Origin of the sequence: Fibrobacter sp. UWB1, assembly GCF_002210325.1 — a bacterium.
Taxonomy (GTDB): Bacteria; Fibrobacterota; Fibrobacteria; order Fibrobacterales; family Fibrobacteraceae; genus Fibrobacter.
Window position 1 is genome coordinate 82,980 of sequence record NZ_MWQL01000013.1, and the last position, 19,780, is coordinate 102,759.

Sequence of the window (19,780 nt, forward strand, 5' to 3'; positions counted from 1 at the left end):
CAAAGATAGCAAAATCAGCGAATCGTGACAGCGCGAGTTTCGTTTCCGTAGCGGATCAGGAACTTGCCCGCATCCATAAAATCCATAAGCATCGTCGGTTCCGTCCTTTCGCGGCGAAGCAGGCGGCCCTGCAGGTCGTACACGAAAAGCATCTTGCCCGGAGCAAGCCCGAACAGGCTTACGCTCTTGCCGCCCACTACGGCGCGCCATTCGCCCTGAAGCGTTCCGGGCTGAGCAGGCATGGTGCCGCCGGTAATGACAAAGTTGTCGATGTAGCCAAATTCCTGGACATACGAGCCATTCACCTTGACATTCACGACATTCTTGTAGCTGCTCGCATTGCAGAACAGGCCCGCGAACAGGTGTTCGTCACCGCAGCTACTATTTGCAAGCAAGCCCGTAATGGTGTGCCCGTTACCCAGGAAAGTTCCTTCGTAATCCCAGATGGCGTCCCACACGAAATAGGTCAGCGAATCGTCGAGATTCAAAACGGAATCTTGCCACATGTTTTCGTTGATGACAATGTCGGAATCAAGCGTAGCGCATGCCTTGGGGTTGCGCTCGGTGCTGTCCAAGGTGCCGTTGACAAGGCCCGCGAACCAGTAGAGTTCTTCCTTGTTCTTCAAGTGGTAACAGCCCGCTGTATCCTGTTCGGGCATTTGCGGGGCCGGAGTCCATTCCGCAAACAGATCGATGCTTTTCTTTTCCGTCAACTGGACTGCCGAATAGTAGCTGAGCTTTTCCGGCGTCCAGCGGTAGAATTTCGCACCTTCGCGAGCGGGAGCCTTGAATTCAAAACCGACATCGGCGGCATTGAACGCAGTCAAGTTTTCCAGACTGTTTTCGCCACCGTTCATGTGGTACGTAATCGTATATTCCGTCGTATTCCACTTGGCATAAACAGTAAGGTCTTCGGTATTGCCCGCAGGGATTTCCGTGATTTCCTGTTCCAATAGCGAGTCCGCATACCAGCCCGCAAATTCAAAGCCGGACCAGTAAGCCTTACCGAGCACATAGGCCGCAGAATCCGCCGACCACTTGACTACATGCGGCTTGTAGAATTCGGTACCGTTATAGAACTGGCCGCCGTTCATTTCGATATCGACGACAAAGTAGCTCTTCCATTTGGCGTAGAGAGTCCAATCGCCGTAATGTTCCGTCTTGATGGTATCGATTCTTTGCGTAAAGTCTTCGTCCAGGAACCAGCCTTCGAATTCGTCGTTTTCTTTTTGCGGGTCGGCAAGAACGATGGCAGAATCACCCTTGGCATACCCCGCCGGATTCAGTTCGCTGTTTTCGCCTCCGTTCAAGACGTAGTGAATTTCAAACTGGACGCTGTCGGCTGCGGGAGTGCTGCTTGCGACCGTAGAACGCAAGCCTTGAATAGAGACATCGGCATAGACATTCGTCATCTGGACAAGGCCTACGACTTTGCCTACAATTCCGCTAGCATCGCTGCCCGAGAAATAAGAATCCGTAACGCCCAGGTTCCTTACGACCGTGACATTCTTGCCCCACACATCGTTTTCGTCGCCGAGGGTCACGAACAAGCCGTCGTTTCCGCGCAGGCCAGAAATCTTGAAACCGTTACCTTCAAAAGTTCCCTTGAACTTCAAAGGTACCCACCACACGTAATCTTCCCTGGACAAGTTGCCGGTAGAATCCAGAAGATTTTCGTTCACCACGATATCGTTCTGGAGCGAGATGCAGCCTTCGAATTTATAATCGTCCTTTTTGGAGAAGGCGGTAGAATCGGCAATCGAAACCGTGGCGATACCGTAAAGTTCTTCGGCGGTATAAATCAAATAGCAGCCGCGTTCATCTTGCTTGGGCGTTTGCGGTACAAGGCCCCAGCGTGCATACACGCTAAAACTGCCCAGGTAGTTTGCAAGCACGAACATGGAGTAATCTTGATACTCGCCATAATACATGTTGGGCGGAACGTCCACCCCTTCAGCAAATTCAATATACCAGCCTAAAAAGGAATACCCTTCGCGCGTCGGTTCTTTTAAATCGAAACGGCCCGCCGCCTCGTCGTAGCTTTCGGGATTTTCAGGATGGTTCACGCCGCCGTTCAGATTATAATTGATCGTGTAGGCGTTAGCCGACACCGCGGCTAACAGCATTAAGTACCCTAACACTGCGTAAACTGAACGAAACATGTATTCTCTTCATCACTCAAAGTGACAAAGTGAATATATATCAAAAAAATCCAGATTCTCACGGAACCTGGATTTTCCTTGGACATTAAACGTAATTTTACAAATTAACGGACCGATATTGTTTTCATTTGTTTACCATAGCGAATCAAGTACCGCCCCGCCATAGGAATATCGATCTCCATCGAAGACTGCGTTGTCATACGGCAGATAACACGGCCCTGTACATCCATTACAAGAAGCGTACGCCCAGGCACGAGTCCAGACAAAGTAACGCTATTGCCGCGAACAGAGGCTTGCCAATCGCTTTTTGCCTCAACATTCGAAAGGGCCATACGGTTTCCTGTAATGTAAAACGACTTTATAAAACCAACGTCACGAAGGTACGAATCCTTAATCAAAATATCAACAACCTGCTTATAAGACCTTACGACATAGAACATTCCGCCATACGTTTCAAAATCAGAATAACGATTGTGCATCAGCAATCCTGAAATAGAATGCCCGTTCCCGTTAAAACTGCCATCAAAATATTCAATGGGTTGCCACACAAAATAATCCTTTCCGGCAAGGTCCAAAACATCATCCTTCGCTATACTGTCATTGACGACAATGTCTGCTTCTAGTGATGCACACGCTTCTGCATTGCGTTCAACACCTTCTAGCCGCCCATTGACCATTTCAGCAAACCAGTACAATTCTTCCCTTGTGCCAATGAGATAACAGCCTTTCGAATTCTGTTTGGGCTTCTGCGGCTTAGGGAACCATTCCGCATACAAATCAATATTTTGCATCCTGGAAATTTTTTCTGCTACGCCGCCCAGTTCACCATAAGTCCAACGGTAAAAATCCGCACCCTCACGGGTCGGCGCCTTGAACTTAAAACCGTCATCTTCTCCTGTAAAAGTACTCGGATTGTCCGGATGGTTTGTACCGCCATTCAAGTGATACGTTATCGTATATGTCTTCGGTCTCCATTTGGCGTACACCGTAACATCCTCGGTATTCCCGGCAGGAATTTCCGTAATCTTTTTCGTGAAAAGCGAATCCGCATACCAGCCGTCAAATTCAAATCCGGATCCCCGGCTAGCCGTACCTAGCACAAATGCAGCAGAATCTGCCGACCACCTGAATTCCAAAGGTAAATAGAAGGTGCGCCCGTTGTAAGTTTGGCCTTTATTCATTTCGAAATGAATGACAAAGAAGCTTTTCCACTTTGCATAAAGTTTCCAATCGCCATAATATTGCGTCTTTATGGTATCGATTTTTTGGACAAAGTTGCTATCCAGGAACCAACCCTCGAACACATCGTTTTCTTTTTGCGGGTCGCCCAACACAATGGCGGAATCGCCCTTGATATAACTAGCCGGATTTTGCTCACTGTTTACACCGCCATACAAGACATAATCAATCGAGAACGCGTTTTCTTTAAAGACAGGGTACGCCGCCGTGTCACCATTATCGATACACTTGGAGTTTTCCACCTCAAATATGATACTGCTTGTAGAGCAGGCATTGCCCTTTTTTGCCACAATGCAGTCTGTAGAAGTCCCTTTCACTTGGCCCGCGAAAGAGACATTCCTTAAAACGGCGACATCCATTTCGCCAACAATGCCGCCCGCATAAGCGCCTTCAACAAGCCCTAAACTGTAGGAATTTTCAATGAAGGCTGCACGCGAATAATCAGCGGTACTTTTACCGGCGTACTGTGGGGCATTCAAGGCCGGCCTCATAGCCGTCACACATTCATCTGGAGCCAAGAATACACTACCGATCAGGCCACCGGCATAATCTTCCGCATGGACCGACACGTCCGTATATACATTATTCATTTGAACCGGCCCGCCAATTGTCGCCGCGATACCGCCGACAACTTTACCAGAAAAGTAGGAATCCGTAACGCCCAAGTTCTTGACAAAAGTAGGCGCTACGTTTCCACCATAAATATTTCCGAGTTCCATAAAAAGGCCGTAGTTTCCGCGCAGGCCCGAAATCTTGAAACCGTTGCCTTCGAACGTCCCCTTGAAAAGAACCGGAATCCAGTACACAAATTCTTCCAAAGACAGATTCTTGTCTTTATCAAGCAAGTTCTTGTTAACGACAATATCATTCAAGAGAGAAATACAACCTTCAAATCGATACTCGGGACTGTATTCATAATCCTGTTTAGAAACCGAAGCAATACCATACAATTCCCTGGCGGTTCGGATCAAGTAACAGCCTCGTTCATCTTGCTGCGGAATTTCAGGAACAAGACCCCACCTTGCTTCCACCGTAAAATTTTCAATATCACTCACGAGCCAGCTTCTTGAGAGATTCCTGAAACGAGCAAAATTTTCCCCTTTATAATAGCTGGAGTCCTTGCCGCTTGCAGACACAACATACCACCCTAAGAAGGCATAGCCTTCCTTTGAAGGTGCTTTCAGAATAAGCTTGGTCGTATCACGTTCGTAACTCGCCGGATTGTCCGGATGGTTAACGCCACCCATCAAGTTGTACGTGATTGTGTAGGCCTGCGCCGAAATTGCGGCGACAAGCACAAACGCCAAAAGGCTAAAACCCCTGAAAAATGAGTATAACATGTCTCCTCCTTATATCTCATACAAAATATATATCAAAAAAAGCCGGACGTTACAGAACATCCAGTTTTTTCCGTTGACAAAATGTCACAATCTACACAGGAAGCGCTATAAATACTCCACCAGGTTCCCGGTACGCGGAGATTCAGTGCGGTTCGGGAGTCCGCTTTCGGTGTCGGCATAGCCAATAGCGACGGAGGCGTACACGCGCTCGTCCTCGCGCAAGCCAAAACCGCGCAGGTATTCGAGGAGCGTCGGGTCTTCATTAAGCCACTTGAGCTGATTGATATAGCAACTGCCAAGGTCCAATTCGTTGGCGGCAAGCATCATGTTTTCGACAGCGCAGGCGACATCGGCCATGTTGTTGCCGTAATCTTTTTTGTTTGCGACCACAATCAGAACGGGAGCATTGTAGCTGAAGGAATAATTTCCCTTCTGCGAAAGCATGATCGAATTCTTGAGACTCTTGTAGAGGTCGTCGCGGAGTTCCATCTTCGCAAAGGCGGCCTGTACAAGTTCCTTGAGTTTTGCAATCACCACGGCATCCGAAATCACGAAGAAGTGATTGCTCTGAGCATTACCGCCGGTGGGGCCGAATCGGCCCGCATCCACGATGGTCTGCAACTTTTCAAGTTCCACCGGCTGCGCCTTGAACTTGCGCGTGCTGCGGCGTGTCTTAATGGCTTCGAGTGTGTTCATATCAAACTCCTTCGCGGATTTTGAAAACCTAGTTTTTTACACAACGAACAGACATTGCCCAATCCTTAGACTTATCTGGGTTATCATAAATATAAACTCCACCAGAATTCATCATGCCATTGACCGTTACAAACGCGGCATAATTCGTATTGTTTCTATATGAATAATCTTCAGTAGCACTCCAAAAAAAGGAAAAATAGGCATGTCCACAAAAAAGATTGTTGCGAGAATCCTCGTAGCTATAGCAATTGCACGAAGTAAGGCTCCTTGTGGCACGAGCACCACCAGGCAGCGCCGCAAAACCAAATCGATTTACAGACTCAACTGGAACTTTATGAGAATAATCATCAGCCCACTCACCCATTCCCGTAACCCAGCCGTAGGGCGTTCTTATGCTCGCTCCACTTCCCTCGTCACCATTGTGAAATTCCATAAATTCAATTAGTTTTCTCCATTCACTTTTTGTGGGAATATGCCAATTGTCAGGGCATATCCCCTGATGAACAGAATCCACCTGTTCATAATAAAAAGCATTATCAGTCAAATACCGTCTATCCAAATTCATAGCAACATCCCAAGTGTACAGACGACCATAAATCTCGCAGGAATCCAGTTCATCGTTGTAGCAGAAACTAGAATCCAAGACATAATCCAAATTTTCAGCCATCCACCATTGATTGCCAATCTTAACAACTTCGTATTTCTTACCATCGCGAGAGTCCGTGATGGTATCCCGAACAACATCATTTTCAGTCCAAAGATCATCTGTTTCCGCAGCAATATTTTCGTCCAACGAGCTGACCGTATCTATAGAACAAGCCATTACAAGCAACAGCAGTATAGCAAAAATCCATCTCATCTACGGTTTTCCTCCATACCAAGTAAAGTCACCATTTTCATCAATAAAGACAATCTTTCGACCATCTTTCACAATTCTAAACTTAGGGCGTTGAGAAATAAATTTTCCATTGCGAATTTCATATAAGTTATTATCGACTTTTAAATAATGTTGAAGAAAGGAAACCGATTCATCTAAATTCACCCAATTTTCAAGTTCCAACGTATCTAAGTCCTTCTTATCTTTATCCACAAGAATAAGACCCGTATTTTCTCTAAATTCAGGGAACGTCACCGCATCAAGGCAAAGAAATTGTCCATCAATTTCACCCATGGCAAAGCAGTTTTCCATCCACTTCTCAAGGGCGGACGAATCCTCTTTTCCCACAGCAACTAATTCTTCTAGAGATTTCTTTTTCTTGCCTACCCATCGGGATTGCATCCCCACGGGATAATAATATTTTGACACCACCTCTGTATAAGAATCATCATCCCAACCCATAAAGTGATTATCATTCTTATAGCCGTAAATTTCATCAACAACAGAAACTACGGCTGTGGTGTCATCTATCAAACCTTCATAGGACCAAATAAAATATTCCTCCCGTTCCTCGTAGTCATAGCCCACGCAAGCACATAAAAAAAACACTACCCCCAAAAGCAACAAATGAAACACATTCTTATATAAAATCATCTTCACCTTACCTATCCTTGACACAAACTGGGACAACTAGCGGGTATAAATCTTTCGGGCATTCAATCATACGAACATCTTTTGCTGAAGTATCAAACACATAACTACCTTTACTAAGTTCAACGCAATATTCAATGTCATTATTTTTTTCAGTGGATGTCCACATCAATCTATACTCCTTAAAGTCTTTAGATTCCGAAGATACGTCATAGGTTCTATAAAGATCGCCAGAAAATTGTATTGGAGTAAGTCGCCAAACCTGATAACGTCTCCATTCCGTTGTATCAGGAATGTGAAAGCCTTCTGGACAAAAATTTCGGGCAGATTGATAATCAGAGAAATTATCAGTATTATATCCATACATTTTGAGCGACCTAATAGAATAATCAAAGGAGGCATTCCAGTCTGCGACAAATGAATCATAACTATCGCTTTTATTTACAATCACATCATAGCTGACAAAAGAATCCTCCTTGCTTACAGGAAAAACAAATAAATCATGAACCGGAATAGGCAAAGACCCAGAATATTCCTTGTTATAGGCCCATGCTGAATATTCTTTTCCTTCCGCAATCACCTTTTTGCAATCTAAACTTTTTTCTTTCCGTTTAAAAACATAGGTAACGCCTTTATAATCCACAATATATGTAGAATCCTCAACATACTTTCCACTAGTCATAGTCATATCATCGAGTACTTTATAATGGTATGCAATTTGCCATTTGCAGGCAGATCCTTCAGAAGGACAAGCACAACTTAACAATTCGTTATACGTCGAATCATATTCAAGCGACGTACCTAAAGTACTCGAAGGACAGGGTTTATACAGATTTTTTTCATATATCAAGGACTCTATTCCTGTCATCGTCCTCCACTTGCCCACATAGAAACGACCCGTTTTTAAGACGGCTTCGCAAATATAATACGTACCGTCATATTTTTTTATTGAACCCTCCGTGAGAGAATCGCAAACATCTTCATTCAATATAACAGGCAAGACTTCTTTTTCGGAAATTTCCCGCCATTCTTCCCCACACATATAATATTTATCATCTCGTTTTACCACAATATCCCTGTTATAGGAATCACAGGTATCTCCATAAAAAACTGGCGCCGCAACCTCTCTCCAATTGCCATAATGACATTGATAATATTTATGCAACGGAACTTCCACAGTCTCACCTTCATTTTCCGAAGTGCAAAATTTATCTATGTAATCAATCGCGCTAATAGAGGTCCAACGGACTCCTTGACACTGATAATAAGATGAATCCACATAGACCTTTTTCTTTGAAATAACGGAATCACATTCTCCATACTGTTTCCACACGTTATATTCCCGCAGATTGTTTTGTATAGTAGAAGAGTCAGGCATTTCATCATTCCATTTATAATAATTATTATATGAATTTTTTTCGCATATAAACAATTCGCCAACATAAGGTCTAATTAAACCCATCGTTTTTTCATCGCAACTGCGATACAAAATATTCATGGACTGAGCAACACCAGCGGCTTTCCACAATAAGTTTCCATCACAATAATACAACCCGTCTTTAAAAATTACCGTATCTTTTCTGTCGGCCCAGCACAAGCCATTCTCTACTTCAATTTCAGAGAACGGAACCCAAGCAAAACTTGAATCGCCGGAGTCCATTCGGCAAACATATTTTTGTTCAAAATACCTACTATCCTTAACTTTGTTGCTGACGGAATCATAACGACTGTCGGCATCACATTTCGAAAAACCATACGCATCTTCCAAAATAATTGAAAGCGCAGCCCCGCTCAACGTACTCTGTAACGCAGCATCTGCAATAGCAGTCTTTGTAGCATAATCGTCCAACTTGACCTCTGTTCCAATTTTTGATCTTAAATCCTTAAAATTTTCATAGAAAGCACTATCCGATTTTTCTCCATATCCAAGCACCAAATAAGGTAAAGCAACAAGCATCTTTTCTTCTATATCACTATTAATTGAGCCCTCATAGCCCAAAAAATGATAAATCTCTCGTAGGGCTTTTTTATTTGCTATTCCCATATAAAAGTTTTCATTCTTAATCAATTCTTCCACACGATGCGCAGATATAGCACCAAATAAATCCAAATAAGCCACATTAACATAATTGTACACCGAAAATTTCATTTTGAAGTTGCCGTCATCACCATGAACGCAAACGAAATCAAAGCGAGCATAACGCGAAGGCACATCCATAGAATCTACAGAAAAGTGATACCCTTTTGAATTCTTTGAAATAACAGCCGTAACGGTATCCAAAGCCCGCAAATCTTCATCAACAAAAACAACTGACAATTTTATAGGGACAAGAGAATCAATCAAACGAAAATCGCCGGCAATATTCGTTTTTACAGTATCATCACCAGGAGAATACGGATTTTCTTCATCAATGTATTTAAAGTCCGAAGCCTTGGAATGCACATCATATTCACATGCTATAAGAAACACCGTCGTCAAAGCGACGCAATACAATTTTAAAACATTCCAAAGAATTTTTAGCATGCAATAAAATATACATCCTGATCAATAAAAAAACACTGCCTAGCGAGGACTAGGCGATTGGAATACAAATAAAGCGGATAAAAAGACTTGTGAAATCCGTAAAATTACAGCCTCCATGATCCCCACCTTGGTGGCCATGCGCACTAAGCACTTCCCCAAAGAGGATAACTCTACTATGGCAACAAGTTGCCAAGTATCGTATAAAAGTGCTAAGTGCTGTCCGCCCGCCTTCGCGGGGATGACAAATGAGGAATCGCGGCATCTCGCTCAGGATGACGAATGAAAAATAGATCCTTCGACTTCGTGCTTCGCACTCCGCTCAGGATGACACTTGCGTGTCACTTATCCAGCGGCATAATCAAAATACGCGATTTACGTTTCTGGTTGTAATGGTCGCGCTTGCTCTTGGGCAAATCGCTGACTGTACCATCTTCGAATCCGAAATGGTAGAACCAGTCGAGAGCCTGCGTGGTAAGCAAGAACAGCTTCTTGTAGCCCTTCATGCGGCCGACCGAAATCAGGTGGCGAACGATGGCGTCGCCAATGCCCGACTTGCGGTAGTTCGCGCCCACGGCAATGCCTGCGACTTCGGCCATTCCGTCTTCGAATGCATGCAAGGCGCCACAGCCGTGAATACTGTTGTCGATGCTGTAGACAACGTAATCGTTGAGCTTTTCGGAAATGCTTTCCTGCGTACGCGGCACCAAGAATCCCTTGTCGATGTAGTCCTGCATAATGCGCAAAATGTCGGGAATATCTTCGATGTTTGCAGGCCTAATGCTCGAGTACTGGTTGGCGTACACCATGGTACCGTCACCGCGGGCGCTGAATACTTCTTGCAGCACGCTGCCCTGGAATTCACCGCTCAGCAAGTGAACACGATTCGCACCCGCCTCGCAGGCCCGAATAGCATTCATCAGGTAGTCCATCTGCGCAAAGTCGAGCTGATCGGAATTGAGTTCCAACAGTTCCTTTGCCTGGTCCACGTCCATAGCCGAGATAACGCCCGAATCCGTGGGTTCCAGGTACTTGGTGTTCCGGCCGGTCACAAGGCCTTCGAGTTTGATACCGTTCTGGTTTCCGATAAAGAAGAGCTTGCCCACCTTCATGTACTTGCAGAGTTCGGTCGCCAGTTCGGTAGAACTGATATTGTAGGCGTGCCCAAGTTTGTTCCAACCAATCGGCGGAATAATCGGCACGAACTTTTCGTCTAAAAGCTGTTCCAGAATATCGCGTTGAATGCGTTCGATACGGCCGGTACGCATGTAGTCAACGCCATCAATCACACCCATGCTGCGAGCCAGCACCCAGTTGCCCTGAATGCCCCTGAGGCCGCTTGCTGTGAGGTGACTCATGATATGCTGTGCAACGCCCAGAGACGCCTGCTCGATGTGCGGCAGGGCCTCTTCGCTTGTAAGACGCACGCCGGCATGGAAGCTGGATTCCAGTTCCCACGCCTTGAGCTGGGCATCGATGCTGTTACGCGTACCCGGCACGATAATGATGCGGATACCCGCCTTGTGCAAAAGCGCAATGTCACGCATGAGCACCGGGAAAAGCGGGTGACTCATCAAGTCATCCTCGATTTTCAGCACAAACAGCTGGCCCTTGAAGCGTTCCATATAACCGAACACTTCGCGAATAAAACCGGCAACTTCAAAATGTTGCGAATTAAAGTCAGGCGTTGCGTTATTCATAGTGAATAAGTTAGAAAAATGTTTTGTTCATAAAACAAGCGCGGCCCCATGGGACCGCGCTCGTTTAGTTGAGATAGAATACTCTTTCTCGAATCTTAGTCTTGGATTCGAGTCCAGTTGAGGATTCCCTTCTTGACCAGGTAGATATAGCCTGCTTCAAGAATCACGAGGAATCCGAGCAACACGAACAACAAGTCCCAGCCGCCCTTGAGGAACTGAACGGTCCAGGGGTAGAGGAACGCCACTTCGAGGTCAAAGACCAGGAACAACATGGCGACCATGTAATACTTTACGGGATATCGTTCACCCGAAGTACCGGAAACATGCGCGACACCGCATTCGTAGGACGTACCTTTGATCGAGGTCCCCTTGATTTTCCCAGGGTGCAGGAACCAGTTTGCCACCAAAAGGGCAGTGGGAACAACGAGTGCAAGGACCACGAGAATGGTCATCGCAAAAGTAGTATCAAAGATTTCAACGTTCGACATAGTGAGTTCAAACATAGTAAATTTCTTTTTTCTCGTTAAGTCCCAAAATGTAAACTATATTTACTGGCATGAAAAAGATCACTACATTTTTGGGATGTGTGGGTGTGGTGTGCTTATTCTGGGGGTGTTCCGACAATGATATCCTGACCCCGAACGGACCTATTGCTGAAGAACCTGCTATTTCTTCCGCAAAAGAATCTCCGGTCGCGTCATCTTCTTCATCATTAACGGATGCTCCTGCAACAAGCTCTTCCTCTATTAATGGTAATTCGAACCCGACTCCGTCGTCCAGCGATGGAAAACCCGGCCCGGTAACGATTACCCGTGATTCCATCGTCAAGCAAGACATTGACTTGAGCAAGATCGAAACCCCGAACTACAGCAGTGGCGTTTTCTGCTGGAGCCAGGAGTGCGAAACCAAGTATGCCGGAATGACTTCCAACCCGGATCTCCAGTCCTCGTCGTCTGCTCTCAGCATCGACATCGGCATGTCCGAAGAAGCAAAGGTTCCGCCGACCATCAGCGGCAGCACCATGACGGACATGCGCGACAGCCAATCCTATAAACTGGAAACAGTCGCTGGCGTCCGCTGGATGGCCGAAAACCTGAGGTACAAGACCGAAAACGGAAGCTTCTGCGAAGACAAGGAAGGCAACGACGTATGCGCCAAGAACAAGAGCGTGTACTACACTTACGGCGTTGCACAGAGAGTCTGCCCCATGGGTTGGCGACTTCCGACCGCAGACGAAGTCACCGCCGCAGCCGCAGCCCAACCCGATAGCTGGTGGGTCATTGGCGGAAGATTCAAGCTCGACGAAGAGGGCAAGGTCTCGGAATTCGGCCTGAACGACGGACAAGGCTACATCTGGATTATCCAAAACGGAAGCAACACCTCTTGGAGAATCAAGGCCTATTCCGGCGACGAGGTGGAAAAGGCTTTCCAGTCCAGCGAAGGCCCGCGAGCCTACAACGTGCGCTGCGTCGAAGGCGCCGACATCGAATAAAACTGAACCTTTAACAACAAAAACCCGGGCGCACGCTCGGGTTTCTTTTTATCTGTAAGACTTGTTATAGCTGATCGATATTGTCCACGCCTTCGTCCAAAAGGAGCGTAAGGTTCTGGACTTCCTTTTCCATCTGGTCGTAGTAGTTTTTCGCGCGACCCAGCTGCTTGCGGAGTTCCATGATTTCGGACATAAGCTCCACGGCAAGCAATGCCATGCGCTTTCGATTGTCCATCTGGAATTTCGCCGAGCGTTCAAAACGCTGGTTGATGCTTTCCACAATGTCATTCAGTTCCGCATCGGGTAAGTCGGTGCGAATCTGAATGGACTCCTGGGCAACGGAAATGGTTACCGATTTCAAAGGTTCGATACTAGCCATTATTTAATCCCTACGCCGAATGGATCATCGTCCATCAGCATCCTTATCCGAAAAAACTTGTCTGCGAGCCCTCCTGCTTGCTCGCGAACAGATCATTGTCCTTTTCATCGGCCCCATGAACTTCGATAGTCGGAACATCGTCTTCGGGTTCCTGTGCCGTTTCTTCTGCGGGTTCTTCGGCGGGCACTTCTTCAAGTACCAAGTCGTCTGCAGCTTCGCCCTGTTCTGTGGATTCTTCAGCAGGTTCTTCCGGGGCTTCTTCTGCAACTTCTTCAGCAGATTCTTCTGCGGGCTGTTCGGCCGATTCATCCTGATCGATAGAAATGTCTGTACCCAGTTCGTTTTCGATGGTTGCCACCAGCTGGTTGAACTTTTCCTGGGCTTCGGCAATTTCGTCGTTCTGGGCCTGTAGCTGTTCGTTCAGGCTGTCTACAAGAGCATTCTTTTCGGAAAGCTGTTCCATGAGGTTCGCGATAGTCGCATCCTTTTCGGCCACCTGGGTATTGAGGGCGCCCAAGAGTTCCGCCTTTTCGTTCACCTGGCCGGTCAGCAAGTCGGACTTTTCAGTCAGTTCGCGAATCTTGTCGTTCAAGCTTTCAATGCAACCGTCTTTTTCGACAAGCTGCTGCCCGAATACCGTAACCCGGTCGACAAATTTTGCAATTTCGGCATCTTTCTGGTTCAGCATTTCTTGCTGTGCATTTGCCTGGTTGGCGCGGGCGTCAAGGGCGGCCTTGCAGTCTGCCAGGTCGTGCTTGGCCGATTCAAGCAACAGGGTCTTGTCCTGTGCCATGGCCACAGCCTGCGACAATTCGCGTTTGATTTTGGCGTTTTCTTCTTTGAGGGTACGGACCGTGCCCAGCACACCCTCGATTTTTTGAGATAAAACACTCATTTTTTCTAAATTCATTTCTGCTCCGTCTAATGAGTTTTAGAACTTTAACATTATTAAGATAACTAAATTTTTTCATAAAAACCAAATGATTTCTGTAAATGAACATATACAGCGGCGACTGACGGAATTGCCGGACCGGCCGGGCGTTTACATCATGAAAAACGCCCAAGGGAAAATCATTTACATCGGAAAGGCTAAAGTTCTAAAGAACCGCGTGCGCAGCTACTTCGACGGCTCCGAGCACAACGGACACCGCGCGGCAACGCTCATGCTTCCCTACATTCGCGATATCGAATGGATCATTACCGAAAGCGAGCAAGAGGCGCTGATTCTTGAGGCGAACCTGATTCGCAAGCACACGCCCAAGTACAACGTACTTTTGAAAGACGACAAGCACTTTCCGTACCTCGCGTTCTCGGTCAAGGAGCCCTTCCCGCGGCTTTCGCTGTCGCGTTCCGTCAAGAAGGACGGCCGCCAGTATTATGGCCCGTACATGAGTTCGCGCTATATCGACAAGCTCATCGACATTGCGGCAAGGTTGTTCAAGATTCGCGAATGCTCCATGGAACTGCCGGCCAAACACCCCGTACGTCCTTGCCTCAACTACCACATCGGTCGCTGCAGCGCTCCTTGTGCCGGGCTCATTACGCAAGAGGAATACGCCAAAGATGTAGAAAGCACGCGCCTGATGCTTGAAGGCAAGCGCGACGACTTGATCGACAAATGGCAGCGTGAAATGGAAGAGGCGAGCGCCAATCTGGATTTTGAAACCGCCATGAAAAAGCGCGACGCGATCCAGGCGTTGCAAGCTTCCGGCACGCACCAGAAAACCGACACCACCGACCCGAACTTGTCGCTCGACGTGGTAACGCTCCGCCGCAACGGCGACATGGCCGCGGCCGTGATTCTCGAATACCGCAAGGGCGTGCTCATGGGGCGCAGACATTACCGGCTCGAATGCAAGCTCGAAGACGACGAGACCGAAATATTCCGGCAGATGGTGCTCCCGTGGTACATGGAGGCGCCCCTGATCCCTGCCGAAATCGCAACCGACATCGTGCTCCCGGAAGACCGCAAGGAACTCGAAGCAGCCTTAAGCAAACAGGCAGGGAGAAAGGTCTCTTTCAGCACGCCCCAGCGCGGCGAAAAACTCGGATTCCTGAAGCTTGCAGGCGCGAACGCCGATATGATTCTCGTTGAAATGCGCGCCGAAGTGCAAAAGTACAGCGAAATCGACCAGAGCGTCTTTGAATTGCAAAAGGTTCTCGGGCTTAAAAAGACTCCGTTCCGCATCGAGTGCGTGGATATTTCTCACCTTTCGGGCACGAATACGGTGGCAAGCCTCGTGGCGTTCAAGAACGGGCGCCCCGATAAAGCCAACTACCGCAAGTTTATCATTAAAACGGTAGAAGGCGTCGACGACTTCGCCAGCATGCGCGAAGTGATGACCCGCCGCATTCGCAGGCTCGAAAACGAGGGCGTTCCCATGCCCGACCTGTGGGTATGCGACGGCGGTAAAGGCCAAGTAGACGCCACCATGCAGATTCTAAAGGAACTCGGCCACGACCAGGATTTACCGCTCATCGGGCTCGCCAAGCGCCTCGAAGAAATCGTATTCCCCGACGACCGCAAGAGCATCGTGCTGCACCGCACGAGCCCTGCACTAAAGCTTTTGCAGAATGCCCGCGACGAGGCGCACCGATTCGCCATTACCTATCAGCGCAGCAAGCGCAAAAAGGACTTGGAAGTCGAATGGCTCAAGATGCCAGGTGTGGGTCACGAGACCCGCGTCAAGATTTTGAGCAAGTACAGAAGCGCCGAAGCGTTCATGGCAGCCCCCATCGAAGACATCGAAATCCTGCTCGGCAAGGTCCGCGGAAACAACCTACGCGACCAAGTCGCAAAATATTGTGCAGATTTTATCAGACCATCCGGTTTAGATGACAACAAAGACTCAGAAGGCTGAATATTCCAAAATGGAGTAGGGCTCGTTTGTATAAAAACGACCTTTATGAACTAATTTCGCCAAGCAAGGATAAGAATTATTTACTTATCATTTATTTTAAAAGGACAAAAAAATATTTTTCGTTTTTTCGCTTGCTTTTGCCCTTCAAGTTGTCTATATTACGATTAAGGCATCCCACGGATTAACGCCCGATCTAACAGTATTTTTAAAGCTCGTCGCTCTTGGTGTTCAGTTTAGGCGCGCATCGACGCGAAAAACAAAGCCCCGAGGCACTGCTATCATTTTTAAGTGAGTAGCTTCGAGTGTTCTACCGTGAGGGATGCCTTTTTTGTACCTAAAAAATTTGAGCCCTTTCAGCAGGGCTCTTTTTTTGCTTTAAACTTTTTGAATTACGCTTTTATGCCTGCGGCTTGACCGTTGCACGAATCAGCATGAGCTGCGCCGGCACGTACAGCCACCAGATAATATTGTTCGCAATTTCGGCAACCGACTGCAGTGCGCTGTGGTCGTCGCCCGTGACCATCGAAAGACCGACGCACACATCACCGAAGAAGAAGGCGACCATGCCCCAGCAGATAAGCTTTGCATTTGCCGCCGGGAAATACCCCTTGCGCGGAGCAAGCATACCCATTACGACAGAGGTAATCACAAATATGCCATAAACCACGACAACAGCCACCGTAAGGCCCAAGGTGCCGGTAGCGATCAGGGCGACACCTGCGATAACAGCCACGGCCAACAACCAGTAAATCTTGGGGAGGCTCTTGTCTGCTTCGGACTTGCGGGAATGCCTGTAAATCAAGATGGTCTGGAACACCATGAAGAAGGTGATACCGAGAACGGTGCTTATGGTTCCTGCATCGGGAGCAAAAGCCTTAATCAAGCTAAAGCTGTAGTCCGCCAACAGCGAGAACACGAACGCCGCACGCAACAGCTTGCCATCGCGGCCAGAGAATGCGCTTGATGCCGTGATAAAGGCAAGAATCGTCAGCATGGTTGTCATGACCGACTTGGTGTAAAGCTGCAGGGTGCCAGAATCCGACAGGCATTGGCTTACCGCGCCGCAGGAATAGAAGTCAAACCAATCCTTGCCAGCCGTAATGAGGAGGAACACAGCAAGGACAGAAAAAACGATTTTTTGAGCAGTTGTTTGTAAAAGCATGAATAAAGGATAGCAAAATTCACGCTTGTTTGGTAAGCTTTTTGTAATATTTTGCAAAATAATCGGTCAAACCTACTTGATTCGCACCTGACGCAAGTTTTTACCCTGTCGGACAAGGTAAGTTCCCGGAGCCTGCTTTAAAGAATGCCCCAAGAATCGGCCCTGCATATCAAAGACCTGGATAGATTCGCCCGCATTCAACGGCTGTAGCATTCCGACAATGCCGCGCTGACCAATGGCTGTCGTAGAATCTTCGTCGGTTGAATCCTGTTTGGTGGTATCCGGTTCCACGAAGGGGTGCGCCGGATCGTCCACCACCACCTTGAAGGTCACGGAGCCTTCGCAGCCCGAGGCGTTCGTGTGGACCGCCTTGTAGTAGCCGCTCATGGTGCCGTCCATGTTCTTGAAGCGGATTTCACGACTTGTCGACTTGAATTCCGCCGGACCACTCCACACCCAGCGACCGCCTTCCCACGGGTGCGGGCCAATCGAAAGTGAATCGCCCTTGTTCAGCTTCACGTCGGTCGTCTCGTTCCAGCCACCATCGTGGATTTTTACATACGGTATTATGGTATCCGGCTTGCAGACGCCACCTTCGGCGCCGTCAATCACCATCGTGGTAATCGTGTTGGACTTCGCGGTCATCGAAAGCGCCTTGCCCGAAACCACGATATCGGATTGCTTGGTGAGGCTGCCCGGCAGTTCAAAGCGCACCACCTTCGCGCTCGTGCCAATCTTCACGAATTCACCCAGGTCGAATTCATACTTCACGTCGCTAGAGCCACTGTTGCGCACGATAAGCACCAGCGCTCCCTCGGGCGTGAGCGCCGCGAGCGTGTTGCCGTTGTCGCTATCGATAATGCGCGAACCCGGACGGATGTAGCGGCTGAATGCGGCGTGCATGTAGTAGCGCGCGTTCGGGCTGAATGTCTGCTTGCTGTGGTTCAGCGCGAGACTCCGCCAGTTCTCGGCCGGGTCGCCAATCTGCCAGTCCACCCAGGCGCTCGCCTTCATGTCGCGCAGGTCTGCAAGAATCACGCCCGCCATCCAGAGCGCAATGTTCTCGTCGCCGCTCTTGTGAAGCGGGCCCGTTTCAGACTGCCAAACCTTCTTGTCTTTCGCGAAAGCCGCATTGAAAAGTTTGGCGCGGTTGTCGCCGCCGGAATAGCTGTGCGTGTTCACCTGGAACATGTAAGAAAGCGCTTCGGAACTGTACTTGTTGAACTGGTTCAGGGCATCGCCGATGTTCGTCTCGTCGGCGGCACTCACCGAAGTCTCCGGGAACAGGCCCTTCTTCTGAAGCGCCTTGCCGAGTTCCACAATCATCTTCGTCTGGTTGTTCTTGAAGCCGCAACCTTCCTGCCCGCCGTTCGATTTCCACCAGCCGGCACTCGGCTCGTTGAACGGTTCCACCGTGCGGAACGTGATTCCCCATTCCTTCTTGAAGTGCAGCGCCACTTCGGAGAGGTAGTCCGCGAAGTCGTCGAAATAGTCTTCCTTGAGGTTGTCGCTGCCGTCGCTACTGCCCGAAACGCAGCCGCTCTTGGTCATCCACCACGGGGGCGAATTGCTGAACGCCTCGAAAATCGGGCTCTTCACGCGCTTGGAAAGTTCAATCGCAATCGTACGCTGGTACGGGTCCGCCGTCCAGTCGAAATCGCCCTTTTCCGTGGGCTTATAGCCGGGAACGTTCGCGCCGCCGTCGCCCTTCGTGAGGTGATTATGGCCCGGCTGGTCGCCGCCGCCGATATTGTAGCGGAAAATCGTGTAGCCCAATCCCGTATCGGGGTCGGCAATCGCACCCAGAAGCTTGCTGCGATTCGTCTCGCTCCAGGCGCCCGCCTTTACGGCCCACCAGCAGAGGCTCGTGCCCCAGCCCTCGAAAACCTGGTATTTTTTCCCGGGGTCCACGACCACCTTGGTCTGTGCATGCGCAGGGGCAAATAAACCTGCTAAACAGAACGCGGCAAGGGCCACGCCCGAGACTTTAAAATCTTTACCAATACCCATCATACCCCTAAATATACCCCCAAAATGACTAAATGTCAAATGTGGACTTTTTGGGGCTTTTTTATCGGGAACACAAAAATTTCCTAATATATTCCTAGTTAGTCCAAATGAAGAATTCCCGTAACTTCTGATTTAGGGATAACTTCTCCATTTTTCAATGGTATATTATAGTCGGAGTCTAAGTTTCCATCAGCCCGACATTTGGGGATAAATTCCTGTATCCTTCGCCAGGCTTTGGGCAAATCAATTCTGTGCATTGGATATATTTCCATCACAATGTTTTTGCAATATACAATCACCGGATACTCAATAAGATCTGATGAATAATAAGCATAAATATGCCTGTCATTAATTGAGTCGTTTAACAGAACAGAGAATTTACTCAAATCATATCGGTTAAATGTATACTCTTGATCAACAACAGGCTTTTTTATAAACCACAAGAAAAAAAAGTAGTTATCAACACTAGTTCCGAGAAAGTAGTAACCTACCTCTGTTACGTAAGCAGTATCTAAAGCAAAACCATAATGATGAACTAAATCTGTATAATCATATCGGTTAATTTTATTTGAAATCTTCGTTTCGAATACATATGTATACATCGAAGTTGTAGCGTTAAAGAAAAGGAAATAAGCCAATACAACTAGAAATAAAATAATGGCCGATATGATTTTTATTTTTTTCATTGTT

Annotated in this window: 15 protein-coding genes; 2 read left to right on the forward strand and 13 right to left on the reverse strand. The window is 47.8% G+C overall.

The genetic code is table 11. The features are described 5' to 3' along the window. Window positions 1–14: 14 nt before the first annotated feature. The 8 genes from B7988_RS10750 to B7988_RS10785 form a co-directional block, all read right to left on the reverse strand. Window positions 15–2,126 (reverse strand): InlB B-repeat-containing protein, encoded by a 2,112-nt coding sequence (locus B7988_RS10750; protein ID WP_249268964.1) that lies wholly within the window; start codon window positions 2,124–2,126, stop codon window positions 15–17. A 140-nt stretch (window positions 2,127–2,266) separates the two neighbouring features. After that, window positions 2,267–4,741, reverse strand: coding sequence for an InlB B-repeat-containing protein (locus tag B7988_RS10755; protein WP_088657905.1), 2,475 nt, complete (start codon window positions 4,739–4,741; stop codon window positions 2,267–2,269). A gap of 105 nt (window positions 4,742–4,846) precedes the next feature. Next, the gene (locus B7988_RS10760) at window positions 4,847–5,437 is read right to left on the reverse strand and encodes a nitroreductase (RefSeq protein ID WP_088657906.1); all 591 of its coding nucleotides are present in this window, start codon (window positions 5,435–5,437) and stop codon (window positions 4,847–4,849) included. Window positions 5,438–5,465: 28 nt separating this feature from the next. Next, window positions 5,466–6,296: an FISUMP domain-containing protein gene (locus tag B7988_RS10765; RefSeq protein ID WP_088657907.1), complete on the reverse strand. Its 831-nt coding sequence runs from the start codon at window positions 6,294–6,296 to the stop codon at window positions 5,466–5,468. Continuing rightward, complete coding sequence (locus B7988_RS10770; RefSeq protein ID WP_141225641.1) at window positions 6,297–6,974, reverse strand: hypothetical protein; 678 nt, start codon at window positions 6,972–6,974, stop codon at window positions 6,297–6,299. Window position 6,975: 1 nt separating this feature from the next. After that, window positions 6,976–9,489: a hypothetical protein gene (locus B7988_RS10775; RefSeq protein WP_141225642.1), complete on the reverse strand. Its 2,514-nt coding sequence runs from the start codon at window positions 9,487–9,489 to the stop codon at window positions 6,976–6,978. Window positions 9,490–9,827: 338 nt separating this feature from the next. Beyond that, complete coding sequence (gene argA, locus B7988_RS10780; RefSeq protein WP_088657910.1) at window positions 9,828–11,186, reverse strand: amino-acid N-acetyltransferase; 1,359 nt, start codon at window positions 11,184–11,186, stop codon at window positions 9,828–9,830. A 95-nt stretch (window positions 11,187–11,281) separates the two neighbouring features. Then, window positions 11,282–11,689 (reverse strand): NADH-quinone oxidoreductase subunit A, encoded by a 408-nt coding sequence (locus B7988_RS10785; RefSeq protein ID WP_249268965.1) that lies wholly within the window; start codon window positions 11,687–11,689, stop codon window positions 11,282–11,284. A gap of 53 nt (window positions 11,690–11,742) precedes the next feature. On the opposite strand from B7988_RS10785, the gene B7988_RS10790 reads away from it, so the two are divergent. Then, window positions 11,743–12,678: an FISUMP domain-containing protein gene (locus B7988_RS10790; RefSeq protein WP_088657911.1), complete on the forward strand. Its 936-nt coding sequence runs from the start codon at window positions 11,743–11,745 to the stop codon at window positions 12,676–12,678. A 64-nt stretch (window positions 12,679–12,742) separates the two neighbouring features. Here B7988_RS10790 and B7988_RS10795 read toward each other — a convergent pair whose 3' ends face one another. Beyond that, entirely contained in the window at window positions 12,743–13,057 is a 315-nt protein-coding gene (locus tag B7988_RS10795) for a hypothetical protein (protein ID WP_073319009.1), read from the reverse strand. Between the two features lie 43 nt (window positions 13,058–13,100). Continuing rightward, the gene (locus B7988_RS10800) at window positions 13,101–13,967 is read right to left on the reverse strand and encodes a hypothetical protein (protein WP_205503829.1); all 867 of its coding nucleotides are present in this window, start codon (window positions 13,965–13,967) and stop codon (window positions 13,101–13,103) included. A 70-nt stretch (window positions 13,968–14,037) separates the two neighbouring features. On the opposite strand from B7988_RS10800, the gene uvrC reads away from it, so the two are divergent. Continuing rightward, window positions 14,038–15,918 (forward strand): excinuclease ABC subunit UvrC, encoded by a 1,881-nt coding sequence (gene uvrC / locus B7988_RS10805; protein WP_088657912.1) that lies wholly within the window; start codon window positions 14,038–14,040, stop codon window positions 15,916–15,918. 397 nt (window positions 15,919–16,315) lie between these two features. Here the strand turns inward: uvrC and B7988_RS10810 are convergent, their stop codons facing one another. From B7988_RS10810 to B7988_RS10820, 3 genes are all read right to left on the reverse strand, one after another. Next, window positions 16,316–17,080 carry a hypothetical protein gene (locus B7988_RS10810; RefSeq protein WP_141225643.1) on the reverse strand — a complete coding sequence of 255 codons (765 nt, stop codon included), beginning with the start codon at window positions 17,078–17,080 and terminating at the stop codon, window positions 16,316–16,318. A 72-nt stretch (window positions 17,081–17,152) separates the two neighbouring features. Continuing rightward, the gene (locus B7988_RS10815; RefSeq protein ID WP_249268966.1) at window positions 17,153–19,093 is read right to left on the reverse strand and encodes a glycoside hydrolase; all 1,941 of its coding nucleotides are present in this window, start codon (window positions 19,091–19,093) and stop codon (window positions 17,153–17,155) included. A gap of 95 nt (window positions 19,094–19,188) precedes the next feature. Beyond that, window positions 19,189–19,776: a hypothetical protein gene (locus tag B7988_RS10820; protein WP_088657914.1), complete on the reverse strand. Its 588-nt coding sequence runs from the start codon at window positions 19,774–19,776 to the stop codon at window positions 19,189–19,191. Window positions 19,777–19,780 lie beyond the last annotated feature (4 nt).